Source organism: Aeromonas sp. S8(2024) (genome assembly GCF_041403085.1).
Classification (GTDB): domain Bacteria; phylum Pseudomonadota; class Gammaproteobacteria; order Enterobacterales; family Aeromonadaceae; genus Aeromonas; species Aeromonas dhakensis.
Genome location: NZ_JBGLRF010000010.1, coordinates 25,822 through 51,805 on the forward strand (window position 1 = coordinate 25,822; position 25,984 = coordinate 51,805).

Annotated in this window: 24 protein-coding genes; 14 read left to right on the plus strand and 10 right to left on the minus strand. The window is 63.5% G+C overall.

What is annotated here, in order from left to right:
- Window positions 1-41 precede the first annotated feature (41 nt).
- Window positions 42-1,226 carry an NAD(P)/FAD-dependent oxidoreductase gene (locus ACB031_RS19520; protein WP_025202473.1) on the minus strand — a complete coding sequence of 395 codons (1,185 nt, stop codon included), beginning with the start codon at window positions 1,224-1,226 and terminating at the stop codon, window positions 42-44.
- Between the two features lie 163 nt (window positions 1,227-1,389).
- Window positions 1,390-1,914 (minus strand): non-heme ferritin, encoded by a 525-nt coding sequence (ftnA, locus tag ACB031_RS19525; RefSeq protein WP_005307011.1) that lies wholly within the window; start codon window positions 1,912-1,914, stop codon window positions 1,390-1,392.
- Between the two features lie 209 nt (window positions 1,915-2,123).
- Here ftnA and ACB031_RS19530 point away from each other — a divergent pair, with 209 nt between their 5' ends.
- Entirely contained in the window at window positions 2,124-3,914 is a 1,791-nt protein-coding gene (locus ACB031_RS19530) for a diguanylate cyclase domain-containing protein (RefSeq protein WP_371140091.1), read from the plus strand.
- Window positions 3,915-3,932: 18 nt separating this feature from the next.
- Here ACB031_RS19530 and fabV read toward each other — a convergent pair whose 3' ends face one another.
- Window positions 3,933-5,120 (minus strand): enoyl-ACP reductase FabV, encoded by a 1,188-nt coding sequence (gene fabV, locus ACB031_RS19535; RefSeq protein WP_371140092.1) that lies wholly within the window; start codon window positions 5,118-5,120, stop codon window positions 3,933-3,935.
- Window positions 5,121-5,556: 436 nt separating this feature from the next.
- Between fabV and ACB031_RS19540 the strand changes: the two genes are divergently transcribed.
- Together ACB031_RS19540 and trpS are read left to right on the plus strand one after the other, a co-directional pair.
- Window positions 5,557-5,991 (plus strand): universal stress protein, encoded by a 435-nt coding sequence (locus ACB031_RS19540; protein ID WP_010635648.1) that lies wholly within the window; start codon window positions 5,557-5,559, stop codon window positions 5,989-5,991.
- Between the two features lie 191 nt (window positions 5,992-6,182).
- Window positions 6,183-7,196 carry a tryptophan--tRNA ligase gene (gene trpS / locus ACB031_RS19545; RefSeq protein WP_371140093.1) on the plus strand — a complete coding sequence of 338 codons (1,014 nt, stop codon included), beginning with the start codon at window positions 6,183-6,185 and terminating at the stop codon, window positions 7,194-7,196.
- On the opposite strand, the gene ACB031_RS19550 is transcribed toward trpS, so the two are convergent.
- A complete protein-coding gene (locus tag ACB031_RS19550) occupies window positions 7,175-8,149 on the minus strand; it encodes a LysR substrate-binding domain-containing protein (RefSeq protein WP_371140094.1) in 975 nt (324 codons plus the stop codon). The two genes, trpS and ACB031_RS19550, sit on opposite strands and share 22 nt — an antisense overlap.
- A 91-nt stretch (window positions 8,150-8,240) precedes the next feature.
- On the opposite strand from ACB031_RS19550, the gene ACB031_RS19555 reads away from it, so the two are divergent.
- Window positions 8,241-9,140, plus strand: coding sequence for a DMT family transporter (locus ACB031_RS19555; RefSeq protein ID WP_010635645.1), 900 nt, complete (start codon window positions 8,241-8,243; stop codon window positions 9,138-9,140).
- Window positions 9,125-9,286: a hypothetical protein gene (locus tag ACB031_RS19560; RefSeq protein WP_005307030.1), complete on the plus strand. Its 162-nt coding sequence runs from the start codon at window positions 9,125-9,127 to the stop codon at window positions 9,284-9,286. The genes ACB031_RS19555 and ACB031_RS19560 overlap by 16 nt, the downstream gene beginning before the upstream one ends.
- 136 nt (window positions 9,287-9,422) lie before the next feature.
- On the opposite strand, the gene ACB031_RS19565 is transcribed toward ACB031_RS19560, so the two are convergent.
- Complete coding sequence (locus ACB031_RS19565; protein WP_371140095.1) at window positions 9,423-9,881, minus strand: DUF6314 family protein; 459 nt, start codon at window positions 9,879-9,881, stop codon at window positions 9,423-9,425.
- 43 nt (window positions 9,882-9,924) lie between these two features.
- On the opposite strand from ACB031_RS19565, the gene ACB031_RS19570 reads away from it, so the two are divergent.
- A complete protein-coding gene (locus tag ACB031_RS19570) occupies window positions 9,925-10,779 on the plus strand; it encodes a DMT family transporter (RefSeq protein WP_371140096.1) in 855 nt (284 codons plus the stop codon).
- 7 nt (window positions 10,780-10,786) lie between these two features.
- Here the strand turns inward: ACB031_RS19570 and ACB031_RS19575 are convergent, their stop codons facing one another.
- Window positions 10,787-11,650, minus strand: coding sequence for a GGDEF domain-containing protein (locus ACB031_RS19575; protein ID WP_371140097.1), 864 nt, complete (start codon window positions 11,648-11,650; stop codon window positions 10,787-10,789).
- Between the two features lie 70 nt (window positions 11,651-11,720).
- Window positions 11,721-12,434 carry a 3-deoxy-D-manno-octulosonic acid kinase gene (locus ACB031_RS19580; RefSeq protein WP_026141425.1) on the minus strand — a complete coding sequence of 238 codons (714 nt, stop codon included), beginning with the start codon at window positions 12,432-12,434 and terminating at the stop codon, window positions 11,721-11,723.
- Between the two features lie 155 nt (window positions 12,435-12,589).
- Here ACB031_RS19580 and ACB031_RS19585 point away from each other — a divergent pair, with 155 nt between their 5' ends.
- The 8 genes from ACB031_RS19585 (at window position 12,590) to ACB031_RS19620 (ending at window position 20,641) form a co-directional block, all read left to right on the plus strand.
- Window positions 12,590-13,645, plus strand: a complete 1,056-nt coding sequence (locus ACB031_RS19585) for a glycosyltransferase family 9 protein (RefSeq protein WP_371140098.1) — start codon at window positions 12,590-12,592, stop codon at window positions 13,643-13,645.
- Between the two features lie 304 nt (window positions 13,646-13,949).
- Entirely contained in the window at window positions 13,950-14,576 is a 627-nt protein-coding gene (gene gmk / locus ACB031_RS19590; RefSeq protein ID WP_010635638.1) for a guanylate kinase, read from the plus strand.
- A gap of 79 nt (window positions 14,577-14,655) precedes the next feature.
- The gene (gene rpoZ, locus ACB031_RS19595) at window positions 14,656-14,931 is read left to right on the plus strand and encodes a DNA-directed RNA polymerase subunit omega (RefSeq protein WP_005307060.1); all 276 of its coding nucleotides are present in this window, start codon (window positions 14,656-14,658) and stop codon (window positions 14,929-14,931) included.
- A gap of 137 nt (window positions 14,932-15,068) precedes the next feature.
- Window positions 15,069-17,186: a bifunctional GTP diphosphokinase/guanosine-3',5'-bis pyrophosphate 3'-pyrophosphohydrolase gene (gene spoT, locus ACB031_RS19600; protein WP_005307064.1), complete on the plus strand. Its 2,118-nt coding sequence runs from the start codon at window positions 15,069-15,071 to the stop codon at window positions 17,184-17,186.
- Window positions 17,187-17,304: 118 nt separating this feature from the next.
- Window positions 17,305-18,033: a tRNA (guanosine(18)-2'-O)-methyltransferase TrmH gene (trmH, locus tag ACB031_RS19605; protein WP_017780340.1), complete on the plus strand. Its 729-nt coding sequence runs from the start codon at window positions 17,305-17,307 to the stop codon at window positions 18,031-18,033.
- A 2-nt stretch (window positions 18,034-18,035) separates the two neighbouring features.
- Window positions 18,036-18,698, plus strand: a complete 663-nt coding sequence (locus tag ACB031_RS19610; RefSeq protein WP_019839357.1) for a CatB-related O-acetyltransferase — start codon at window positions 18,036-18,038, stop codon at window positions 18,696-18,698.
- Window positions 18,695-19,735 carry an alpha/beta fold hydrolase gene (locus tag ACB031_RS19615; protein WP_336291522.1) on the plus strand — a complete coding sequence of 347 codons (1,041 nt, stop codon included), beginning with the start codon at window positions 18,695-18,697 and terminating at the stop codon, window positions 19,733-19,735. The genes ACB031_RS19610 and ACB031_RS19615 overlap by 4 nt, the downstream gene beginning before the upstream one ends.
- Window positions 19,736-19,828: 93 nt before the next feature.
- Entirely contained in the window at window positions 19,829-20,641 is an 813-nt protein-coding gene (locus tag ACB031_RS19620) for a Cof-type HAD-IIB family hydrolase (RefSeq protein ID WP_005307075.1), read from the plus strand.
- Between the two features lie 81 nt (window positions 20,642-20,722).
- Here the strand turns inward: ACB031_RS19620 and ACB031_RS19625 are convergent, their stop codons facing one another.
- The 3 genes from ACB031_RS19625 to ACB031_RS19635 are packed head-to-tail and all read right to left on the minus strand — an operon-like array spanning window position 20,723 to window position 25,675.
- A complete protein-coding gene (locus ACB031_RS19625; RefSeq protein WP_226014190.1) occupies window positions 20,723-22,000 on the minus strand; it encodes a sigma-54 dependent transcriptional regulator in 1,278 nt (425 codons plus the stop codon).
- Complete coding sequence (locus tag ACB031_RS19630; protein WP_371140099.1) at window positions 21,984-24,419, minus strand: ATP-binding protein; 2,436 nt, start codon at window positions 24,417-24,419, stop codon at window positions 21,984-21,986. Before ACB031_RS19630 ends, ACB031_RS19625 begins: the two co-directional genes overlap by 17 nt.
- Window positions 24,416-25,675: an ABC transporter substrate-binding protein gene (locus tag ACB031_RS19635; RefSeq protein WP_162513135.1), complete on the minus strand. Its 1,260-nt coding sequence runs from the start codon at window positions 25,673-25,675 to the stop codon at window positions 24,416-24,418. Before ACB031_RS19635 ends, ACB031_RS19630 begins: the two co-directional genes overlap by 4 nt.
- Window positions 25,676-25,984: the final 309 nt, after the last annotated feature.

The following is a 25,984-nucleotide window of genomic DNA, read 5'->3' on the forward strand; positions in this document are numbered from 1 at the left end:
GGCCGCTATCGCGCTCATCGACGATACAGCAGCAGCCTCTATCAGCAGTACTGGCCAGCCACCCAGCCGGAGGACCAGGCCCACTGGAAGTTGTAGCCACCGAGCCAGCCGGTCACGTCCACCACCTCGCCGATGAAGTAGAGGCCGGCCACCTTGCGCGCCTCCATGGTCTTGGAGGAGAGTTCGTTGGTATCCACCCCCCCCAGGGTCACCTCGGCGGTGCGATAGCCCTCGGTGCCGTTGGGCAGGATCTGCCAATCCCCCAGCAGGGTGGCCACCGCCTCCAGCTCCCGCTCGTTGTACTGGCGCATCGGCTTGCTGACCAGCTGGCCCAACTCCACCAGCTTGTCGACGAAGCGCTTGGGCAGCTCGCGCCCCAGCACGGTTTTCAGCTCCTGCGCCGGATGGGCCTGGGCCCACTCCCTGAGGGTGGCGGCGATGTCGAGCTCCGGCAGCAGGTTGATGTGGATCTTCTCCCCCGCCAGCCAGAAGGAGGAGATCTGCAGGATGGCCGGGCCGGAGAGGCCGCGATGGGTGAACAACATGGCCTCCTTGAAACAGGTGCCATCCTCGGCGGTCACCGCCACCGGCAGGCTGACCCCGGCCAGATCGGCGAAGGCCTCTTTATCTGCCTGATGCAGGGTGAAGGGCACCAGCCCGGCACGGGTCGGCAGCACCTTGAGGCCGAACTGCTCCGCCAGCTTGAAGCCGTAGGGGGTGGCACCGAGCTTCGGCATGGAGAGGCCGCCGGTGGCCACCACCAGCGAGTGGCAGGTTATCTCACCCTGACTGGTGGTCAGCACGAAAACCTCGTCGTTCTTGCTGACGGTGAGGATCTCGGTCTGGAACTGCAGGGCCACGCCGGCCCAGTCGCACTCGGTCAGCAGGATGTCGACGATCTCCTTGGCACTCTCGTCACAAAAGAGCTGGCCCAGGGTCTTCTCGTGATAGTTCAGGCCGTGCCGGTCCACCAGCTCGATGAAATCCTGCTGGGTGTAGCGCGCCAGCGCCGACTTGCAGAAGTGGGGGTTGGCCGAGAGAAAGGCGTGGGGGCCGGCCTGATGGTTGGTGAAGTTGCAGCGGCCGCCGCCACTGATGAGGATCTTGCGGCCCGGCTTCTTGGCATTGTCGAGCACCAGCACGGAGCGGCCCCGATAACCGGCCTGGGCCGCACACATCAAACCGGCCGCCCCGGCGCCGATCACCACCACATCAAACTGCTTCATCATCACTCACTCATCCAAAGAAAAACGGCCCCTGTTCAAACGAGAGACCGTCATTGTACCCGGCAGACACCAGCCCAGCGGTTGCAGGAGATTTGCAACAGAAAACGGCCCCAGTTAAGAGGGGCCGTCATTGTACTGGCTGAACACTAAGTGTCCACGACTATCAGGCGTTGCCATCCATGATGCTGGCCGGGGCGCCCTTGGCCAGCTCGGCCAGCTCCTTGTCGATGAAGTAGAGGCCTTTGCCGTCTTCACCCACCAGGCTCAGACGATCGACGATGCTCTTGAACAGCTTCTCCTCTTCATGCTGCTCGGCCACGTACCACTGCAGGAAGTTGAAGGTGGAGTAGTCCTGGGTGGTGAACGCCACGTGAGCCAGGCCGTTGATGCACTTGGTGATGTGGTATTCATGCTCGAGGGTGGTGCGGAAGATGTCGCCCAGCGACTTGAACTCGTGGGGAGGGGCATCGATGGCACCCAGCAGTGGCATGGCACCGGTCTCGCTCACGTAGGTGAACAGGCGCTCCATGTGCTGACGCTCCTCAACGGCGTGCTGGCGCAGGAAGGTGGCCGCCCCCTCGAAGCCCTTGTCCTCGCACCAGGCGCTCATCTGCAGGTAGAGGTTGGAGGAATAGAATTCAAGATTAATCTGCTCGTTCAACTTCTCGATCATGGCTTTGGCCAACATGATGATTCTCCACTGTGATTTGGTCACGATTGTCGCCACAGTTGCTGCCCGACGCAACCAGATAGCGCGGCCGAAGATCCCAGTTGTGACAGCTTTTCGCCTCATCCTATCCCCCATACGGTTATAGAGAAGCAAAGAAACATGGTGTAAGCGGATTCAGCCATTATGATGGCGCCAGTGGTCGGGGAAAGGATTCAATGAGATTCATAATGGCACTGGCACTGCTCTGGATGACCCAGTTGCAGGCAGCTCCCTCCTTGCTGAAAGAGGCTGAATTACAGGCGGCGCGCGATCCCGTCGGCTATCTGCAGCGCCTCGACGCCAGTCACCAGCAGGATATGGAACTGTTCTACGCCAGGTCCCTGGCCCAGGCCGCGCTGGGGCGCTATCCACAAGCCCTGCTCGACAACGCCCGGGCCCGCGGGCTGGCCAGCGCCCAGCAGGAGACCCTGCGCCTGCTCGACTTTCGCTTGCAGCAGATCGCCCTCACCCTGGACACCGAGGCGCCGGATCAGGCGCTCACCCTGCTGGAGCAGCTCAGACCCGCCGTTGCCGGCCATCCTCAACAGATCTCGGAGTGGCACGCCCTGAACGGGCTCGCTCTCTACCGCACCCAGCAACTGAGCCCGGCCATCGCCGAACTCAAGACCGCCTTTCGCCTCAAACAATCGGTACCGGACTCCCCCATCGCCAGCCTGCAGTGTGCCCGCCTGCTGATGACCCTCGGCAACCTCTATGCCGATCTGAACCTGGCGCGGGAAGCCGAAGGCTACTATCTGGAGGCGCTGCAACGCATGGTGCAGCTGGGCGAGCCCAACAGCCAGATCATCATCCGCGCCAACATGGCGCGGCTCTATATCGATACCGATCGCCCCGCCCAGGCCAGGCGGCTGCTGGACAACCTGCTCAGCAACCCGGCGCTGGCGCCGGATTACCGTGCCATCATCCTCGGCTATCAGGCCATGGCGCTCAACGCCCAGCACGACTGGGCCGGCGCCCTGCGTACCCTGGACGAGGCACAGGCGTTGTATCGGCAGCTGGGCTACCCGGAAGCCGGCATGCGCCTGCAGGAGACCCGGGCCCGAGCGCTGCAGGGTAGCGGCGAGAAACAGCTGGCGCTGCAGGTGCTGACCAGCCAGGGGAGTACGGGGGCCGCCAGCAAGGCGCTGCAGGCCAGTCTGCTGGCGGACCAGGGGCGCTACCCGGAGGCCTACCAGGCACTCAGCGAATACGTGAGCGACTACAAGCAGCACTTCAACCAGACCCTGAGCCAGCATGCCGCCGCCTTCCAGGCCGAGATGGATCTGGCCCGCAGCGAGGCCAGCAACCGGGTGCTGCTGCAGGAGAACGAGAACAAGCGCCAGCAGCTGCTGCATCAGCAGAGTGCCCGCCACTACCAGCTGATGCTGGTCGGCCTGCTGGCCGGAGCCCTGCTGCTGCTCGGGCTCACCACCCATCGGCTGCACCGCAGCTCACGCCACCTCTACAAGCTGGCCACCTTCGATCAGCTGACCGAGTTGCCCAATCGCCGTGCCCTGCTGGAGCGGCTGGCCAGCCGCTGGCAGCAGGAGGGGCCGCTCACCCTGATCATCATCGACATCGATCACTTCAAGCAGATCAACGACCGTCACGGCCATCAGGCGGGGGACAGGGCTATTCAGCGGCTGGCGCGGGAGCTGAGATCCTGGGCACCCGACCTGCAGCTGGTGGGGCGCTGGGGTGGCGAGGAGTTTCTGGTAGCTGTGCCGCTGCCGGCGGCGGATTGCTGGTATCTGGCAGAGCAACTGCGCCAACGCATCGGCCAGATCGAACAGCCGCGCATGACCATCAGCATCGGGGTGGCTGGCCGCTCGGCCGCCGATGACGGGCTGGGCCAGCTCATCCACCGGGCCGACATGGCCATGTATCAGGCCAAGCGCCAAGGCCGCAATCAGACCATACAGGCCGCGGAGCCTGGCAGCCCCGAAGAACCGGAGGCACTGGCCAGCAGCGTGGCCTGAGCCGCAGCCTCCCCTGACTCAGGGCTGCAGCTCGGTGAGGGAGGCGACATCCACCGGCTCGCCATAGTCCACCCCCGCCAGCTCGAAGCCGTTGAGCTGCATGAAGTCCTGCCGCAGCCCGGCAAAATCCCCCAGCGCGTGGAAGTTGTCCGGCGTCACCTTGGACCAGAGCGCCGAGACGGCGGCCTGCACGGCCGGGTCGAGCTCGTGGTCATCCATGCGGATCAGCCGGTTGCCGTCAGCCACCACCCCTTGCGGGCCGTACATCTTGCTGGCGAACAGCCGCTGCATCTGCTCGATGCAGCCTTCGTGTACCCCGCGCTCCTTCATCACTCCCATCAGCAAACCCAGATAGACAGGCAGCACCGGAATATAGGCGCTCGCCTTGGTGACCAGCGCCTTGCAGACCGACACCCAGGCGTGGCCGCCAATCTCCGCCAGTTGCAGGTTGATGGTCTCGGCGGTGGCGTGCAGGTGCTCCTTGGCATAGCCGATGGTGCCGTCCCGATAGAGGGGATAGGTCGATTCGGGGCCGATATAGGAGTAAGCCACCGTCTGGGCGCCGGGCGCCAAGCAATCCGCCTGCTGCAGCGCCTGCAACCAGAGCTGCCAATCCTCGCCCCCCATCACGCTGACGGTGTCGCGGATCTCCTCCGGGGTGGCCGGATCCAGCGACTGCTGCACCAGTGTGTCCTGTTCCAGATCCAGCCCCCAGCCGCTGAATGGCAGGCCGGTGGTCTTGAGCACGGAGCGCACCTGGGTGCCGTCCGGCAGTACCCGGATGCCGCTCGCTAGCGAGTAGATCACCAGATCCACCTGTCCGAGCTGCTGGCGGATGACGTCGATGGCCTGCTGACGCATCTGGTCTGAGAAAGCGTCACCGATCAGGTTGATGGCCACGCGGCCAGCCTGTTCCGCCTCCGTGCGAAACCAGATGTTGTTGTACCAGCCGGCGCTGCCCAGCCCCTTGTCGGAGGGGCCGCGCTCGAACGACACGCCAATGGTGTCGGCGCCGGCCCCGAAGGCCAGGGCGATGCGCGACGCCAGCCCGAAGCCGGACGAAGCGCCCAGCACCAGCACCCGTTTCGGCCCGTTGAACGGGCCCGCCGCCCGGATCCGCGCGATCTGCTGCAGCACGGCGGCGCGGCAGCCGATGGGGTGACAGTTGCGGGCGACGCAGCCCTGGATTTGTGGATGAATGATCATCAAGGAGTCTCCGGGAAAGGAACACGACAGCAGGAACGGCCGTGGAACGCAGCGGCGCGCCACGGTTTGCCAAGGGAACTGGCTACAGCATAACCAAGCGGGGCAGGATTACCTTGATGTCGGGCGGAATATCGGCGGGAAGAGGGCAGAAAAACAAAAGGGAGCGCGAGGCTCCCCAAAGCGGTATTCAGATGCTTTTTGTTGTTTTGTGTTCATTGCGAAACACGGGCACATCCTATGCCTGTCACCGGCTACGGGCAAGCCGGCAGGTGTGACCTGCTTCAAACTCCTGTTCGATTTATCGCCAGTTTATTGCCCATCATCGACAGCAAGCTCCATAGGAAACTCTTTTAAATCCCAAAACTGTGCCGGGGACACCATTTTAGTTTCAGCAGACATTGGTATAGTGGACTCAGGATCAGTGAGGAGAACTCCCATGAATGGAACCTATTACAAACACATACTGGCCGCGATCGACCTGTCGGAAGACAACCGCAAGGTGATCGAGAAGGCGGTCGACCGGGCCCGCTCCAACGGCGCCAAGCTGTCGGTGATCCATGTCGATGTGGACCTCAAGGATCTCTACACCGAGATGATCGATATCGACATCGACAACGTGCAGGACCAGGTGATCGCCGAGGCGAAAGAGAAGCTGGAAGCCTTCCTGGCGTCGGTGGACTACCCCATCGAGAAGAAGCTGGTGATCTGCGGGGATTTGAGCGAGCGGGTCAACCAGGCGGTCAGGGATTATCAGATCGACCTGCTGGTGTGCGGCCACCGCCAGAGCTTCTGGAGCCTGCTCACTTCGAGCGCGCGCCAGCTGATGAATACCGTGCCCTGCGATCTGCTGGTCGTCCCCTTGCAGAAGTGATCGAACAAGCGTAGTTTGATTTGCCATGAATATGACCTCATTTAATCACAACTACTGGTGGTGCTGCTCTTAAACAGGCGGCACTGCTTTTCTATGTAAAATTTCCCAAAGAAAACACTGTGACCGCCGAGAGGCGGTCATTGTTTTCATCCCTTTGTCGCCTCCCGGCTCACCCAACTGGAGAGAGTGACATGCACAACCCCGTTATCCTGACCGGCGACCGCCCCACCGGCAAGCTGCACATCGGCCACTACGTCGGCTCGCTGCGCCAGCGCGTGGCCGCCCAGCACCATTACCGCCAGTTCGTGATGATCGCCGATCTGCAGGCGCTGACCGACAACGGCCACAACCCGGCCAAGGTGACCGATCACGTGCTGGAAGTGATGGCCGACTACCTGGCCGCCGGCCTCGATCCGGCCAAAACCACCTTCTGCCTGCAGAGCGCCCTGCCCGCCCTCGCCGAGCTGACGACCTATTACCTCAACCTGGTCAGCGTCGCCCGGCTGGAGCGCAACCCCACCGTCAAGGCGGAGATCCAGCAGAAAGGGTTCGAGCGCAGCCTGCCGGCCGGCTTCCTGATCTATCCGGTCAGCCAGGCCGCCGACATCACCGCCTTTCGCGCCACCCATGTGCCGGTGGGCGAGGATCAGCTGCCCATGTTGGAGCAGACCAACGAGATAGTGCGCCGCTTCAACTCTCTGGTTGGCAAGGAGGTGCTGACCGAGTGCCAGCCCATTCTGAGCGACACCGGCCGCCTGCCCGGCATCGACGGCAAGGCCAAGATGTCCAAGTCCCTCGGCAACACCATAGAGCTCGGCATGTCGAGCGACGAGATCAAGCAGGCGGTGTTCGCCATGTATACCGACCCCAACCACCTCAAGGTGAGCGATCCGGGTCAAGTGGAGGGCAATACGGTGTTCGCCTATCTGGATGCCTTCCACCCCGACAAGGCGCTGGTGGCCGAGATGAAGGCCCATTATCAGCGCGGCGGGCTGGGGGACATGCGCTGCAAGCAGGTGCTCAACGACTGCCTGCAGACCCTGCTCGCCCCGATGCGGGAACGGCGCGAGGCGGCCATCGCCGACAAGCGCCAGCTGCTGCGCCTGTTGCAGCAGGGCACCGAGCAGGCGCGCGCCCTGACCGACGAGGTGCTGGCCGAGGTGAAGGGGGCGATGGGGCTCGACTACTTCGCCAGACTGAACTGATCCGCCCCGCGCTGCGCCGGGCTGCCGAGCGCATCCGCGCCGTAGCGCTCGAACGCCAGCCGGTGCAACAGCCCCTTGAACCAGCCGATCGCCTCGTCATGGGCGGTGAGCGGGTGGCCCGCCATCAGATAGACGATGGGGATGTCGGGGTCCAGCTGGTGCAGCCGCAGCGGGTAGTAGCGGCAGAAGTGGCGCCCGATCATCTCGGGCACCACCACCAGATAGCGACCGGTGGCCATCAGTGGCGGCACCGCCATAAAGCTCGGTAGCCGGACACCCAGTTCACGCTCCACCCCGAAGCGGGCCAGCCAGAGATCCACCATGGCCTGGCTATGGCCCCAGCTGGAGGTGTGGATGTGGGGCCGGCTGACCAGATCGTCCGGCCCCAGCACGTCCGGCAGCTCGCTGCCAAGGGGCGACAGACAGACCAGCGGGTTGTTGAACCAGGGCTCGCGCCACAGCCGGGGCGAGAGGTGGTTGGCATCGGCGAAACCGATCACCAGATCCAGCTCCCCCTTCTCCAGCTCCCGCTCGTAGTCGCTATTGGCCAGCTCGCACACCTCCAGCCGGCAGTGAGGGGCATGCCGGTGCAACCGCTCCACCAGCGCCGGCACCAGGCCGTGTTCCACCGAACCCGGGGTGGCGATACGAAAGATCCGCCGCGCACTGGCGGGATCGAACCCCTTGGCCTGCCGCAACCCCTGCTCCAGCATGGCCAGCGCCTGGCGCACCGGGCCAGCCAGCGCCTTGGCGCGCTCGGTCGGCATCATCTCGCGCCGGCTCATCACGAACAGGGGATCGTCCAGCGCCGTTCGCAGCCGCCCCAGCGCATGACTGACGGTGGACTGGGAGAGGTGCAGCCGCTCGGCGGCACGGGTGACGTTGCGCTCCTGCATCAACATGTCGAATACGGTGAGCAGGTTGAGGTCGAGGCGGGAGAGGGGCAGTTCCATCGATATTGGCCATGGTTGAATGACGACAATTCATTTTTGGCATAGTAGCAGATTGCATAGAATGCGCAGGCGAATTACATCGGAGATTAAAATGCGTAGCTATCTGTTGTTGCTGGCGATTGGCCTGTTGTGGGGCTCCCAGTTCATTTTCATGCATCAGGCCGTGACCGAATTGCCCCCCATCATGGTGGCAGCGGGTCGCGCCTTGTGTGGCAGCCTGACCCTGGGTCTGCTCTGCCTGTTCATGCGTCTCAAGAGCGAGCACACCCCGTGGCGTACCTACATGCTGATCGCCCTGCTCGATGCCACCCTGCCCTTCATCATGGTGGCCTGGGGTCAACAGTATGTGGATAGCGCCATCGCCGCCGTGGTAATGGGTTGTATCCCGTTTGTCACCATCCTGATGGCACCCTTGTTGGTTTCCGGTGAAAAAATCACCAAGGGCGGTCTCGTCTCCGTGATCATCGGCTTCGTCGGCGTACTGGTGCTGTTCTGGCCGAAGCTGGCCAGCGGCATGAATGCCGGCCTGCTCGGCGCCATGGCCATCCTGTTCGGTGCCAGCTGCTTCGCCATCGGCCTGCTGATGATCAAGCGCTTCGCCAAGGACCACCCTGTGGTCGTGGCACGCAACATCCTGATCTCCTCGGCCATCCAGCTGCTGCTGGCCGCACCGTTCGTCACCGATCTGAGCGCGCTCACCCTGCCGAGCCAGCAGGCCATCGGCGCCGTTGCGGTGCTCGGGGTGTTCTGTACCGGTCTGGTCTACTTCCTCTACATGGCGCTGATCCAGAAGGCGGGCCCGACCTTCGCCTCCTTCAGCAACTACCTGGTGCCGCTGTTCGGCGTCATGCTGGGTGCCCTGTTCCTCGGCGAGCAGATCCAGTCCACCACCGGTGTGGCACTGGCCCTGATCCTGGGCTCGGTCGCCCTCAACCAGTGGGCCCAGCAGCGCCGCGTCCAGCGGGAGGCTGCCCTATGTCAGGCATCCTGACCACGCTCTGCGGCGGCCTGGTGGTGATCGCCGGCTGGCAGTATCGCCAGCGGCTGGTGGGTCTGCTCGGGCTGTTGATGGTGCTGCTGCCCTGGTTCTTCGACAGCAAGCTGCAAGCCATGCTGAGCTATGCGTTGAGCGCCTGACCTCTGTTTCTGAATGTGTGACGAGAGTGTATCTCTCCTGTTTTTGGGACCGTTTTAAAAAAACCTCCGATTTGTCCCCTCTACCGGCGCTCTGCGCCGGTTTTTTTTATGCCCGCCTGGCGGCCTTGCCGTCCCATCACGCCAGATAGCGATAACTGAGCCGCTCGTTCTTGCGCGGCCCGGTGATCTGCCAGCCGAGCAGAAAACCGCCCTCGGTCGGCGTCAGCTCGGCGCTGTAGTGATCCTGGCCACACAGATGGGGTTCGGCGGTAAGCCAGCGACCATCGGCCTGGGGCAACAGCTCGAACAGCACCACCGGCTGTTCATAGCGCAGATGAGAGAGGCGGATCCCCTGCTCGCCGCGCTGCCACCAGAAACGGTTGTGCATGGTCAGCACCCGGCCATGGGGCGTGGTGTAGCGACCCGTCTCGACAAACAACCAGCCGCCATGGTGATCGGTCACCACCACCTCCCCCTCGCCGCTGCCACTCCAGTCGGTGGCGGATCCTGCCCCGTTGCTCGCGCTAAAGGCAAATGCTCCGATCTGTGGCAACTGGCGCCATAAACGCTGGATCACGGCTTCCTTCTCGGCCATCATAGCCCCCTTCAAAATTGACAACTGACGACAAATCAACCACATGAACTACTTGATAGGGGTTACCCTGCTCTGGTCATTCTCCTTCAGCCTGATCGGGGTCTATCTCGCCGGCCAGGTGGATGCCTACTTCTCGGTGCTGACCCGCATCGTGCTCGCCAGCCTGGTGTTCCTGCCCTTCCTGCGCCGCCGCTGGCTGCGGCCCGACCTGGTGGCCAAGCTGATGGCCCTCGGTGCCACCCAGCTCGGCATCATGTATCTGTTCTATTACCACTCCTTCCTGCTGCTGACGGTGCCGGAAGTGCTGGTGTTCACCATCTTCACCCCCATCTACGTCACCCTGATCCACGATCTGCTGGAGCGGCGCTTCAAGCCGATCTATCTGTGGGGAGCACTGCTGGCGGTGCTGGGGGCGGCCGTCATCCGCTTCGACGGGCTGACCGAAAGCTACGTGCTGGGCTTCCTGGTGGTGCAGGGTGCCAACGTCTGCTTCGCCCTGGGTCAGGTGGGCTACAAGGTACTGCTGGCACGGGAGGAACAGCAACCGCCGCAACTGGCGGTGTTCGGCTGCTTCTATCTGGGCGCCCTGGCCGTGGCCCTGCCCGCCTGGTGGCTGCTCGGCACGCCGCAATACCCCACCAGCGCCCTGCAGTGGGGCATATTGCTGTGGCTGGGGATCGGCGCCTCGGGCCTTGGTTACTTCCTGTGGAACAAGGGGGCGACCCAGGTCAGCAGCGGGGTGCTGGCGATCATGAACAACGCCCTGATCCCGGCAGGTCTTCTGGTCAACCTAGTGCTGTGGGGCAAGGATACCGACCTGCTCAGGCTCAGCCTGGGCGGCCTGCTGATGCTGGCCTCCCTCTGGGTGTGCCAGCGTCATGGGGTAAGTGAGCACTGACTAAAAATCAGCCAACGACTGTGTTGTGCTCCCGTCTGGCCTGACCGTGACAGGTGGCCAGCCGGGCCAGCAGGTGATCGATCTGTTCGCCGGCCTGACTCTGCACCAGCCCGATGCTGACGGTCACCGGCCGTTGCGGCAGCAGGCTGGCATCGGCGATCTCCATCCGCAGTCGCTCGGCAATCTCGAGGCCGCTCAGCCGGTCGGTCTGGGAGAGCATCAGGATGAATCCGTCTTCGTCCCAGCGGGCGAAGGGGTCTTCCCGCCGCAGTTCATGGCGCACGATGCGGGCCAGCTTGGCCAGCATGGCGTCGCAGGCTGCCTCGCCAAACAGCTGCTGGATCTTGGCTCTGTGATCGACGGTGAATTGCAGCAGGCTGAAGCTGCCGCTCGCGCTGGCCAGCCGCTCATCGAGCAGCTGTTCGAAGCGGCTGCGGCTCTCCAGCCCGGTGAGGGGATCGGTACCGTGCCGCTCCTCCACCTGTACCGCCTGCGGTTCGAGCAGACGCACCACCCCCAGCACCTGGCCGTAGACATCGCGCCTGGCCCGCTCTTCCAACCGGACATAGTGGCCATCGTGATGCAGGATCCGGTATTCGAGCCGGATCTGGGCCACCCGCCCGCTCTGGCAGGCCAGCTGCGCCTCCTGCAGGCTCCCCAGATCGTCGGGGTGCACCCGCTCCAGCCAGCCGAGATCATCCAGACCGGCTTCGTTCAATCCCAGCAGCCGCAGACAGGAGAGATCCCGCTGCACGCCCTGCTGCGGACTCCAGCTCCAGAGCCCTGCCTCCAGCAAGGCGATGGCATCCGCCATCAGCGCCAGATCAAACCGGGTAATTGCCTCCCTGAGGGGAGCCTTGAGCATGTCCATCGAGCGCCTCGACACCGAATCTGAAGACCTTCTCAATAAGTAACATTGGCTCTCGCGCCGAGCAACAGGGTCAGCTCGCTTTTCCTTGATAGCCGTTCATCAGGGCCTGCCAGTTCTCCGGCACGAAGTGAAAACTGGTATGCAGCTGGGACTCCTTGTTGAAGGAGCGCAACAAGCGTTCCAGGTTGGCCTGCTGCCAGTTGCCGGGCGAGCGGATGGCCCCCTTGTCGAAGTCGATCACCCACACCTTGCCCTCCTTGTCGAGCAACAGGTTGTGGCTGTTGAGATCGGCGTGATAGACCCCGGCGTCGTGCAACTGGCGCACCGTCTGGCCCACCTTGTGCCACACCTCGCCGGCGATCGGCCCCTGCTTGAGCAGGGCGACCAGATCCTTGGCACCGCGAATGCGCTCGATCAGGATGTCGGCGCGATAGAAGGGGCCCTGTTTGGCCATGCGGGCGGCAAACGGGCGCGGCACCGGCAACCCCTGGGCGCTCAACTTGGCCAGCAGGCTGTATTCGGCCATGGCCCGGCTAGACTCCACCCCCTCGAACCAGAAGCGATCCCGCACCACCTTGCCCACCATGCCGCCGCGATAGTAGTGACGCAGCACCAGGTGGCGCGACTCGTCCTTCACGAACCAGGTCACGCCGCGGCCGATGGAGGTACCCACCACCTGCCGGTTGTTCTGCCACCAGGCCGGATCAAACAGCTCGGGAGAAGGGTCGCGAAACGCCCCTTCGGCATACCAGCAGATCTGGTTGTGTTCGGTCTGAATTTGCATCTTGGTCATTCCGGTCGGTCATCGCTACGGGTTGGCGCTCAGGGCCAGGGCAACAGGGGCCCGGTGGGGCCGGCTGCCAGTCGTGCGCAATTTTACAATCCACAGGGGAGTTTGCATAATGCCATCCATCCATTTTGCCATCGTTGCGCCACATCATGCCGCTGTTCCAAACGCCGCCCTCCTCTATCTGCATCCTGCGGCTCTCCGCCATCGGCGACTGCTGCCACGCGCTGGCGCTGGTGCGCGTCATCCAGCGAGCCTGGCCCCAGACCCGCATCACCTGGATCACCGGCAAGATTGAGGCGACCCTGTTTGCCGATCTGCCCGGGGTCGAGGTCATCCCCTTCGACAAGAGCAAGGGCTGGCGCGGCTATCGCGAGCTCTGGCAGGCCCTCAGGGGGCGCCAATTCGATGCCCTGCTGCACCTGCAGGCGGCCATGCGGGCCAGCATCGCCACCCTCGGCATCAAGGCTAAAGTCAAACTCGGGTTTGATCGGGAGCGGGCCAGCGACGGCCAGTGGTTGTTCACCAACCACAAGGTGCCATCCCCCGCCTCGCCTCACGTGCTGGACGGTTTCCTCGCCTTCGCCAAAGAGCTCGGCATCCAGGATCTGACCCCGGACTGGCAACTGCCCATCAGCGCCGAGCACCAGGCCTGGGCGAAGGAGAAGATCGGCGGCAAGCCGACCCTGCTCATCTGCGCCGCCGCCAGCAAGGCCTTCAAGAACTGGACTGCCGCCGGCTATGCCGCACTGGCGGATCACGCCGCCAGCAAGGGGTTTCAGGTCTATCTGTGTGGCGGGCCGGCCAAGCTGGAGCGGGATCTGGCCGCCAATATTCAGCGCTTAAGCCACAGCAAGCCGGTGGATCTGGTGGGGCAGACCAACCTCAAGCAACTGCTGGCACTGATCAAGGAGGCCAGCCTGGTGCTGGCTCCCGATACCGGCCCGGCTCACATGGCCACCCTGGTGGGTACGCCGGTGCTCGGCCTCTATGCCCATCACAACCCGGATCGTACCGGCCCCTATCTGTGCCGCGACTACGCGGTCAGCGTCTATCAGGAGCTGATTGAGCAGGAGACCGGCAAGCCGCTGGCCGAGCTTGGCTGGCGCACCCGCCTCAAGGATCCGGACGCCATGGGCAAAATCACCAGCGAACGGGTCATCGCCGCCTTCGACCGGCTCTGCGCCGAGCGCCAACTGCCGCGCTGATGATACGCGCAACTCGGAAATCCCGAAGCCAGCGGCAGGGATAATCTGCTGGCCCGCCCCCGCAACGGCAGGCAGAATGAGGGCTGATGTGGGTTACGCTCCCGCAGCAAGCTACGAATACTTTGATCGGCTGGAATATGATTCCGGCCGTTTTTTTATCCGCCGCCTTCTGTTAAAATTCGCCGCCTTTACATCCCTCTTCTTCAAGAATTTTCCGCGTTTCGGATTTGGCTGTCTCCCTTTCGGGCACAAGACGGCGGCCTCTGCTACAACCAAAACACGGGTTTAGATTAAAGGTACAGACATGGCGCAACAAGGCACTCTCTATATCATCTCCTCCCCGAGCGGAGCGGGTAAATCCAGCCTGCTCAATGCCTTGCTGACCAAGCACAACAGCGCAGGCAAGATGCAGCTGTCGGTCTCCCACACCACCCGCGCCACCCGTCCCGGTGAAGAGCACGGGGTACACTACCACTTCGTCAAGGTGGAAGAGTTCAAGGCTCTGATCGAGCGTGGCGACTTTCTGGAGTGGGCAGAGGTGTTCGGCAACTACTACGGCACCTCCCGCGCCGCCATCGAAGCCTGCCTGGCGCAGGGCATCGACGTCTTCCTCGACATCGACTGGCAGGGTGCCCGCCAGATCCGCGAGCAGATGCCGACCAAGTCCATCTTCATCCTGCCCCCCAGCCGCGAAGAGCTGGAGCGCCGCCTGATCGGCCGCGGCCAGGACAGTGCCGAGGTAATCAAGGGCCGGATGGATAAAGCCATTGCCGAAATGGTGCACTACGACGAGTATGACTATGTCATCATCAACGAAGACTTTGAGCAGGCGCTGTTCCAGCTCAGGGCCATCATCGAGTGCCAACGGCTGGAATTGCGCCAGCAGCAGCAGGCCCAACAAAACTTGCTGCAACAGCTACTGGCAGAATAGGCCAAAAACAAGTAAACTTTTGCGTCATTTTTAAACACCGCTTTTTTAAACCGAGAAAGCCCAAACACTGGAGTCCTGCATGGCACGCGTTACTGTAGAAGATGCTGTAAAACAGGTAGGTAACCGTTTTGACCTGGTGCTGGTCGCCGCACGCCGCGCCCGTCAAATCGCGGTTCAAGGCAAAGATCCCCTGGTTGACGAAGAGAACGACAAGCCGACCGTGATCGCCCTGCGTGAGATCGAACTGGGTCTGGTGAACAACCAGGTGATGGACACCCAGGACCGTTACGAGCAGCAAGAGCAGGAAGCCGCCGAGCTGGCTGCCGTTGCTGCCATCGCCGAAGGCCGCGGTTAAGTCAGCTGTTTCCTATAGTCGGCGCCCGCCCGGGTGCCGACTGTTCTCCCCCATTTACAACCGCTCGAAAACCTCGCAAACTCAGGACTATACCCTCTATATCCACGGATTGCCGTTTCACCGCTGCGGGGACTGTCTTGTATTTATTTGAAAATCTTAAAGAAATAGCCAGTTCCTACCTGCCACCCGAGCAGGTGGAGAAGCTCAGGCAAGCCTATGTGGTGGCCCGTGATGCTCACCAGGGACAGATGCGTTCCAGCGGCGAGCCCTACATCACCCACCCGGTTGCCGTTGCCCGCATTCTTGGCGACATGCGCCTCGATCATGAAACCCTGATGGCCGCCGTGCTGCACGACGTCATCGAAGATACTCCTGTCACCAAGGCCGACCTGGCCGAACTGTTTGGCGATGCCGTTGCCGAGCTGGTATCAGGCGTCTCCAAGCTCGACAAGCTGAAGTTTCGCGATCGCAAGGAGGCCCAGGCAGAGAACTTCCGCAAGATGGTGATGGCCATGACCCAGGATATCCGGGTCATCCTGATCAAGCTGGCCGACCGCACCCACAACATGCGCACCCTGGGCTCCCTGCGCCCGGACAAACGCCGCCGCATCGCCCGGGAAACCCTCGAGATCTTCGCCCCCATCGCCAACCGCCTCGGTATTCACACCATGAAGAACGAGCTGGAAGAACTGGGCTTCGAGGCGCTCTACCCCATGCGCTCGCGGGTGTTGCGCGAATCGGTACGGCGCGCCCGCGGCAACCGCCGCGAGATCATCGACTCCATCCAGAGCGAGATTGAAGGCCGGCTGCGGGAGGCTGGCATCGAATCCCAGGTCAGCGGCCGCGAGAAGAACCTGTTCTCCATCTACAACAAGATGGAGAAAAAAGAGCTGCAATTTCATGAGGTAATGGATATCTACGCCTTTCGCGTGAGGGTGAAGGACATAGATACCTGTTACCGGGTGCTGGGCCAGATGCACAGCCTCTACAAGCCCCGCCCCGGCCGCTTCAAGGATTACATCGCCATCCCCAAGACCAACGGCTACCAGTCGCTGCACACCTCCTTGGTGGGGCCGCACGGGGTGCCGGTGGAGGTGCAGATCCGCACCGAATTCATGGATCAGATGGCCGACAAGGGCGTCGCCGCCCACTGGGCCTACAAACAGGATGGCGACAGCTCGGGCACCACGGCCCAGATCCGCGCCCAGCGCTGGATGCAGAGCCTGCTCGAGCTGCAGCAGAGCGCCGGCAGCTCCTTTGAATTTATCGAGGGGGTCAAGACCGACCTCTTCCCCGACGAGATCTACGTGTTTACGCCGGAAGGGCGCATCATGGAGCTGCCCGCCGGGGCCACCCCGGTGGACTTCGCCTACACGGTGCACACCGACATCGGCCACGCCTGCGTCGGCTCGCGGGTCGACCGCCACCCCTATCCGCTGAGCAGCCCGCTGCACTCCGGCCAGACGGTGGAGATCATCACTGCGCCGGGGGCCCGCCCGAACGCGGCCTGGCTCAACTTCGTGGTGACCACCAAGGCCCGCTCCAAGATCCGCCAGTTCCTCAAGAACCTGCGCACCGAAGAGTCGGTGGTGCTGGGTCGCCGCCTGCTCAACCATGCGCTCGGCGCCAAGAACATCGAAGACATCCCGGAGCCGCGCATCAAGCAGGTGCTGGCCGACACCAAGCACGAGAACCTGCAGGGCCTGCTGGCCGACGTGGGCCTTGGCAACGCCATGAGCGTGATGGTGGCGCGCCGCATGCTGGGGGATGAACTGCCGCCGGAAGAGCAGCCCAAGTCCAGCAGCAAGAAGATGCCGATCAAGGGTGCCGACGGCATGCTGGTCACCTTCGCCAACTGCTGCCGCCCCATCCCGGGTGACGCCATCATCGCCCACATCAGCCCGGGCAAGGGGCTGGTGATCCATCAGGAAGCCTGCCGCAACATCAAGGGCTACAGCAAGGAGCCGGACAAGTACCTGCCGGTGCAGTGGGAAGTGGACAAGGAGCAGGAACAGGAGTTCCGTACCGGCATCAGCATCGAGATCGTCAACCACCAGGGCGCCCTGGCGGAGCTGGCCAACGTGATTGCCGCCACCGGCGCCAACATTCACGCCATCAGCACCGAAGAGAAGGATGGCCGGGTCTATCTGGTCACCCTGCTCATCACCACCAAGAGCCGGATCCACCTCGCCAACATCATGCGCAAGATCCGGGTGATGCCGAACGTGCTCAAGGTGAGCCGGCAGAAAAACTGAACACAGGCGGCGCAAGCCGCCTGCTGCTTTTCAAGAGACATGCTGGCCCGGCGCCAGCCCGATTTGACCCTGTGCATGCAAGCGATGCGCGCACCTGCCTCACCCGATAGAAACTGACATGACACCTGAACGCTTCAAACGAATTTCCGACATGCTGGCCCAGCGCCAGCTCGATCTGACCGTCTGCATGGAAGAGGTCCACAAGCCGCACAACCTGGCCGCCATCGTGCGCACCGCCGATGCCATTGGCATCCACCGGGTGCACGCGGTCTGGCCCAAGAGCTGGATCCACAAGCGCAAGGGTACCGCCCGCGGCAGCCAGAACTGGGTGGACGTGAAGCTGCACCCGGACATCGGCAGCGCAGTGGCCGAGCTGAAAGCCTCCGGCATGCAGATCCTGGCGACCCACCTCTCCGACAGCTCGGTGGATTTTCGCGCCATCGACTACACCAAGCCCACCGCCATCCTGGTGGGCCAGGAGAAGCACGGCATCGGCGAAGAGGCGCTGGCCCTGGCCGATCACCATATCGTCATCCCCATGGTGGGCATGGTGCAGTCCCTCAACGTCTCGGTGGCCGCCGCCGCCATCCTCTACGAGGCCCAGCGCCAACGCGAGCTGGCCGGCTGTTATCAACGCGGCTGCCCCTTAAGCCTGGAAGAGCAGAACAGCATACTGTTCGAGGGGGGTTACCCCATCTATGCCCAGCTCTGCAAGGAGAAGGAGATGCCCTATCCCCAGCTCGGCCCGGCCGGTGAGATCCTGGCTGACGAGCAGTGGTGGCAGCAGATGCAGCTGACCCGCAAAGGCTGGGCTGCACAGCAAGATGAGCAATTACAGGAGCAATAATAATGAATAGTCCCTTTGGCAGCTGGCTGGAGTCCCAGGTAATACGGGAGCATCTCAGCAACCCCAATATCGAGGCGGGCGACTACAGCTACTACTCCGGCTACTACCATGGCAAGACGTTCGAGGATCACTGCGTACGCTATCTGCTGGGTGACGGCTCGACCCGGGAGACCTGGGAGAGCGGCATCTGGGGCGAGGTGGATCGCCTGCTCATCGGCAAGTTCTGCTCCATCGGCTCGGGTGCCACCTTCCTGCTGGCCGGCAATCAGGGCCATCGCATGGAGTGGGTATCCACCTTCCCGTTCGATCCGGCCACCTTTGGCGACGGGGTGCAGAGCGGCTTCCAGCGTAAGGGGGATACCCGGGTCGGCAATGATGTCTGGATCGGCTCGGAAGCCATGATCATGCCCGGCATCACCATAGGCGATGGCGCCGTCATCGCCACCCGCGCCGTGGTCACCCGGGATGTGGAGCCCTACACCATAGTCGGCGGCAACCCGGCCAAGCCGATCCGTCGCCGCTTCGGCGATGAGCAGATTGCCCTGCTGCAAGAGATGCGGTGGTGGGACTGGCCGCTGCCGCGCCTGCAGGCGGCCATGCCGCTGCTCTGCTCGGGCGACATCGAGGGGCTTTACCAGCACTGGCAGCAAGAGTCGGCATCATGAAGCTGATGTCGCCCGCCCTGCTGGCCCTGACCTTGTTTTCTGCCGGAGCCCTCGCCGTGAACAATCCCTACCAGCTGACGCCGGAAGCCGACGTCGCCACCCTCCATCAGCAGACGCTGCCCGACTTCTGGCGCCAGCACGCCGTCGAGAGCGCCTTCAAGGGCAAGGATGGCGTCACCATCCGCTATGCCGCCCTGCGCCAGGCCAAGGTCGATCGCGCCATCCTCATCGTCAACGGCCGGGTCGAAAGCTACCTCAAGTATCAGGAGCTGGCCTGGGATCTGTGGCGTCAGGGCTACAGCCTCTACCTCATCGACCACCGCGGCCAGGGCTTGTCCGATCGGCTGCTGGCCGACCCGGAGAAGGGATATGTCGACCAGTTCGACGATTATGTGCTCGATCTCAAGCAGTTTCATGACGAGGTGATCGCCCAGGACCAGCCCGCCAAGCTGTTCCTGCTGGCCCACTCCATGGGCGGCGCCATCTCGGCCCGCTATCTGGAGCGCTGGCCCGGTGACATCGAGGCGGCCGTGCTCTCCTCCCCCATGATGGGCATCAATCTGGGCGGCCTGCCCAAGTGGCTGGCCAAGGGGCTGGCGGCCACCATAGGCACGGTCGGCGGCTGGCTGGGCGAGCCTCCCTACGGCCCGGGTCAGGGCCCGTACGAGAGCCACGACTTTGCCGACAACGGTCTGAGCCACAGCGCAGCCCGCTATCAGGCCTTCCGCGAGCTCTATGAGCAGCGCCCGCAGATTAAGCTGGGAGGTGCCACCGCCCACTGGATCTATCAGGGGCTGACGGGGGCGGACGCCGCCGTGGCCGAGGCTGGCGCCATCAAGACGCCGCTGCTGCTGCTGCAGGCCGGTGACGACGGCGTGGTGGACAACGCGGCGCAGGATGCCTTCTGCGCGCTCGCTCGCTGCGAAGGGGGCAAGCCGCTGCGTATCGAAGGGGCCTGGCACGAGCTGTTCATGGAGGCCGATCCCCAGCGCCAGGCCGCGCTCAACGCCACCCTGGCCTTCTTCGCGCGCTACTGACGGCTGGTTATTTTTTGTATCCCTAAATAAATGGGGTCGCGGGAGCGGTTGCTGTAAACTGCTCCCGCTTTCATTCGTAACCCCGAGGTGATGATGTATAAGGTCGTTGTATCTGATCTCGATGGCACCCTGCTCAACGGGCAGCACCAGATCTCCCCCCGCACCCGCGATACCCTGCACCGTCTGGTGGATCAGGGAGTCAAGTTCGTGGTGGCCACCGGCCGTCACCATGTGGATGTGCGCAGCATCCGCGACACGCTCGGGCTCGACATCTATCTCATCACCTCCAACGGCGCCGTGGTGCACGACAAGCAGGATCAGCTGATCTTCAACCAGGCCCTGCCGGACAGCGTGGCGGCCGAGCTGATCGCGCTGGAGCGCGACCCCTCCATCCACATCAACCTCTACTACGGCGACGAGTGGCTGGTAGAAGAGGAGATGCCCTGGCTGCTGCAGTTCCATCATGAATCCGGCTTCAGCTACCGCCTGACCGATCTCGCCAGCCACCCGCTGGACAAGGTCAACAAGGTGTTTTACATCGGCGAACACGAGAAGCTGCTGCAGATCGAGGCAGAGCTGAACCAGCGTTATGGTGATCGGCTCAACGTCACCTTCTCCCTGCCGGACTGCCTCGAGGTGATGCACGCCGGGGTACACAAGGGCAATGCGGTGCGCGCCGTACTGGAGCAGCATGGGCTGGAGATGTCCCAGGCAGTGGCCTTTGGCGATGGCATGAACGACTTCGAGATGCTGAGCATGGTCGGCCGCGGCGTGGTGATGGGCAATGCCCACGACCGGCTCAAGCTGGCGCTGGCCAACCACGAACAGACCCTGAGCTCTGACGAGGACGGCGTTGCCGTCTATCTGGAGCAGCTGTTCGCCCTGCAGGGTGTCAACGTCGCCTGAGACAAGGCGCCATGAGCAGCTCTGCGGCTCATGGCGTGCTCCCACCCGGATAATCCTCCAAACGAGCAAGCCGGCAACCCCTCAGGTGGCCGGCTTGAACTGCTCCTTGTCGAGCTGGTGCTTCTTCATGCGCAGGTAAAGCTTCTTGCGCGGAATGCCGAGGTACTGGGCGGCGTCGGTCACCCGGCCGGAGAAGAGGAACAGGGTATCCTCGATCACCCGCCGCTCGAACTCCTCCACCAGATCGTCCAGCGGCTCTTTGCCGCTGGCCAGCGGCATGGCCCGCTCCGCACCGGCCAGCTTGACGATCCCCACCGCATAGAGCTCGGCCACGTTGCGCAGTTCACGCAGATTGCCGGGCCACTGATGCCGCTTGAGCGTCTCCAGATAGGCGCGATCCACCGCCGGCACCGGCCGGCCGATGCGCTTGCAGCCCTGTCGCAGAAAGGCCCGGAACAGGGGAATGATGTCGCAGCTGCGCTCCACCAGCCGCGGCAGCCTGAGCCGCACCTGGGAGAGGAAGTAGTAGAGCTCCGGCATCAGCTGCTGGCGCTCCACCAGCGCCTCCGGAGACTCCTCGAACAGCGCTATGGTGCGCAGCGACTTGCCTCCCTTGCGCTCCTGATCCAGCAGGTGGTTGCCGAGCCAGCGCTGGCAGCCGGCACTCAGGCGGGCCGGGGATTGCAGCACCAGCGTGCCCTGATCGGCCTGCGCCAGGCTGGCCTGCACCTCGGCCAGACTGGGTGCCGACCCGCAGTCGTGCAGCTGGAAGGTCTGCTCCCGCCGGGCGCTGATCCTGTGCAGCAGCCGGGCCAGGGTGTGGCGGCCAGAACCGGCCGGCCCCTCCAGCAGCAGATCCTTGTCGGTCTGCGCCAGCTGGTTGAGCTGGCCGCGGATCGCCACTATCTGCGGGCTGGTGCCGATCAGTTCGTCATCCACCGTCGCCTGGATCTCGCTGCGCCGCGCCAGCACGGCACTGCGCTGCTGGCAGGCCCGCTCCAGCAGGCCCAGCAAATCCTGGGGATGAAGCGGTTTCTCCAGAAAGTCGAACGCCCCCTGTTTCACCGCCTTCACCGCCAGCGGGATGTCGCCATGGCCGGTGATCATGATGACCGGGATCTCGGCATCTATCTCGTGCACCCGGGCCAACAGCTCCATGCCGTTCATGGCGGGCATGTAGATGTCAGAGACCAGCACCCCGGGCCACTGGCCGGCCAGCAGCTCCAGTGCCTCGTGGGGGGAGGTGGTCGCCCTCGGCTGGTAGCCGGAGAGCCGCAACAGGTGGCAATAGGACTCCAGCACGTCCTCGTCATCGTCCACCAGCAGCACGTTGGCGGGACGGTTAGCGGGCAACAGCATAGATGGCACTCTCCTCGTTCTGATGGGCGTTCGACCCGGCAGGGTCGACCGCCGTCAATTCCACTATCACCATGGCGCCGCCAGTCAGCGCCGAGCCCAGCATGATCTCGCCACCGCAGCGGGCCAGCAGGGAGCGGCAGATGGTCAGCCCCAGTCCCAACCCGACCTCCTTGGAGGTGGTGAAGGGGGTGAACAACCTGGGCAGGATCGCCTCGCCGAAGCCGGCACCGCTGTCGACCACCGCCAGCCGCAGCCGGGCCTCACTTCGTTCCAGCAACTGCAGCCGGATCTCGCGCCGCGCCAGCCCGGCCACCGCGTCCAACCCGTTTACCAGCAGGTTCACCAGCACCTGCTCCAGCAGCACGGGGTCGGTCTCGAGCCAGAGCCCCTCCGGCAACTCGTTGCAGAGGGTGCAGCCATCGCGTTTCGCCCGCGTCTCCAGCAGCAACATGGCCTGTTCGGCCAGCGCCCCCAGCTCGAGCCGGACCCGCACCTCCTCCGCCGGCGACTTGCGGGCGAAATGGCGCAACGCATTGATGATGCGGCTCATGCGCCGCCCCAGCTTGTCGAGCTTGCCCAGGTCCTGGTCCAGCGCCTGCAGCTGACCGGCGGCGAGGGCCGCCCGGCTGGTGTAGAGGTAGGTCATCATCGCCGACAGCGGCTGGTTCAGCTCGTGGGCCAGGCTGGTCATCGCCTGCCCCACCACCGCCATCTTGGCCGCCTGGATCAGCTCATCCTGGGTCTGCAACAGGGTGCGCTCCGCCTGCTGGCGCTGCACCACTTCCTCCGCCAGCAGCCGGTTGTTCTCGGTCAGCTCGCGGGTACGCTCCGCCACCCGCAGGCCGAGCTCCCTGGCCGTCAGCTCCTGGCGGGTGACATCCGTGATGGTGATGATGAATCTGTACCCGCGCCCCTGTTCGAAGCGGCGCAGGTTGAGATGCAGGAAACGGGGCGTCTCGTCCTGATCGCAGGCCAGGGTGCACTCGCTGTGGCCGAGCCGGTGCAGCGGCTGGTCCGCCCCGAACTGCTCCGCCAGCATCGCCCTCGCCGCTGCCGGAAAGGCCTGCCACAACGGCCGGCCCGGCTCGATGCCGGTCTGCCGGAACAGGGTGAGCGCGCTCGGGTTGACCGACTCTATTGTGCCATCAGGATGGCAGGTGATGAGGCAGGCCTGGGTGTTATTGATGAGGTTGAGGGCATTGGCCCGCTCCATCTGCTGCAACTGCTGGCTGAAGTGGCGCAAACTGTCGCCCAGTCGGCCGATCTCGTCCCGGCCGCTGGTGCTGACCGGCACGTCCAGCCGGCCTGCCGCGACTCTGTCCAGCTCCTGCCCCAGCAGGTCGAGCCGCTTGATCAGCCGGCGGCCGATCAGCACCACCAGCACGAAGATGCTGAGCAGCAGGGTGAGCGCCAGCACCACCAGGATCACCAGCTTGCCGGTCGCCACCTGCTGGCTGCTGTCCTCCCCCAGCGCGCTGAGGGAGCGGTTGGCATCGCTCACCATCAGGCTGACCTTCTGGTGATAGCGCGACACGGCGTCGTCCAGCCGGGGGCGCAGGGCCGTCAGCTGCTGATGGGTCTGCACATCCGCCAGCAGCAGCCGGTGCAGCGGGCCATCCGGCTTCACTAGGGTGATGATGTCCTGCAGGATCTGGCGGTAGCTCACGGTCGAGGGGTACTCTGCTAGCCGCGAGGTCAGCTCGTCTATCTCGTCGATCTTGTAGCCGATGAACAGGAAGGCGCTCTCCAGATCCTGCTGATAACGCTGGGCGATCACCTCGCCGACCAGGGACTGCAGCTCGTTCTCCTTGAAGGTGAGATCCTGCAGGGCGGAGAACTCCTTGATGACGTTGCCAAACTCGCTCATGTCGTCCGGGCTTGCCACCATGCCGGTCAGGTGCCACTCCACCTCCTGCAGCAGAGGGGCGGCATCATCCACCAGATCCTGATGCAGCCAGTTGCTGCGCTTTTGCAGTTGCTGCAGGGTTTCGGCGTGCTCGATCTGCTGCTTGAGGTAGCGCCCGTGATCCGCCACCAGCGCGCTCAGCTCCCCGAACGCCTGGCGTTGCGAGGGTGTCTCCTGATCCCCCGGGGTGCCCAGCCGGTAAGCGCGCTGGATGTCCCGCAGGGTGGTCGACACCGAGTGGGAGAGGCGCTGGTACTGCACCGGATCCCGGGTGTCGCGCAGCTGGGCCAGCAGCAGCAACAGGCGGGAACTGGCCCGCTCCAGCTGATAGGCGTTGTCGATGGCGGGCAGGCTCTCCTCCACGATGAGGTGGATCTGCCGGCCCAGCCGATCCCACATCACATAGGCGGCCATGCCCATGGCGCCGGTCAGGGCGGTGATGGCCACGAAGGCGAGGATGAGCCGCTGCCCCAGGCTGCGCGGCATGGCCAGCAGGTGCCCCAGCCGGCTCATGGCCTGGCCGCCTGTTCGACCAGCCGTTGCGCCTCGTTCAGGCGCGCCTCGGTCGCCTGGCGCCACTGGTGCATCACCCGTTCCGCCTGCGGATTGCCCTGCTCCCGGTCATAGAGGCCGTCAAACAGCGCCAGCAGAGCCGGATCCTGCGCCTCCTGCTCGCTCAGCGGCGGCATGCTCGCCTTGGTGACGGCCTGCTCCAGCAGTGCAACCCGCCAGGGCTCGCCGTGGGTATTCAACCCGTTGATCCCCTGCCAGGTCATCTTCAGCCTGGGCAGCTGCTGGGTGATGGCCTGCTCGAACAGGGCCTTGAGCAGGCCTGCCCGTCGATAGAGCAGCGCCTTGTCGGTGACGTAGCGGGTCTGCCTGGCCAGCCCGGGCTGGCTCAGGGTGGCCTTGGCCATGCCGGGTGTGGCGAGGATCCCCTGCCCCTTGTCGGAAAGCAGGTACTGGATGAAGAGGGCGCCACTGTGCGGATTGTCCGAGCGACGGGGTACCCCCAGATAGGTCGGCAGGATCACCGAGTCGGGCATGATGTTGAAGCCGACGTGATCGAAGCGGGCCTGGCTGGTGAGGGCGTAGCTGTCGATCACCGGGCCGGCCCCCGCCAGACCGCGGCTGATGCCGTCGCTCACCCCGAAGCTGCGCGCCGTGATGGCCGACAGGTTGCCACCCAGCCGCATCAGCAGGGCCCAGCCCTGCTGCCAGCCATATTGCTGCAGCACGCTCTCCACCATCATGTGGGTGGTGCCGGACTGGGAGGGCGAGCTCATCATCACGTGCCCCATGAAGATCGGGGACGCCAGTTGCTGCCAGCTGGTGGGCTGCGGCAGCTGATATTTGGCCAGATAATGGCGGTTATACATGATGCCACTGCTGGAATAACCGACCACGGCCACTTTATTGCCCAGCCCCAGGGTATGGGGAGCGAGCCATTTGGGCGGCATAGTTTCATTTGGCAAAGCCGCCAACAAACCGGCTTTGTCCAGCGTGTTAAAAAAAGTCGGCGAAGAGGACATGATAATATCGACTTGCGGTGCATCGGCTTCCGTTAATAAGCGCAAGGAGGGAATGGTGCGCCGATAAATAACTTCGACCCGGATCCCGGGATATTGTTCGGCAAAACCCTCGATCACCGCCTTGACCGGCGCCTCCGAAAACGAGGTGAGCACCGTCAGTGAAGCGGCCTGCAGGGTGCTGAATGGCAACAAAACGCAGCCCATAAACAGGGCCAGCCGGCGGCAAAAGAGGTGCATGACTATCGGTCGACTCGCGCGTTAATTCAGGAATATGTGCAGTACATCTAATATTCGGCACATGCCGTAATTTTTATTTTCACGAGGATGAGCCAGTTCTGACTCATTATGCCTCGACACGCGGCTATTGTTATTCATCGAATATCAATAGGACAGTTCAAATATGTCATTTTTGACTCATGGTTTTCCCATGATTGAGTCAGAGTTGACCCATATCCGGCTTTTTGCCGGCTGAATTTCTCCCTTCATATGATGGCAGCCGCTATCAGAGCTCCCTCTGAAACCATGCTGCCAAAATAGAAACGGAGA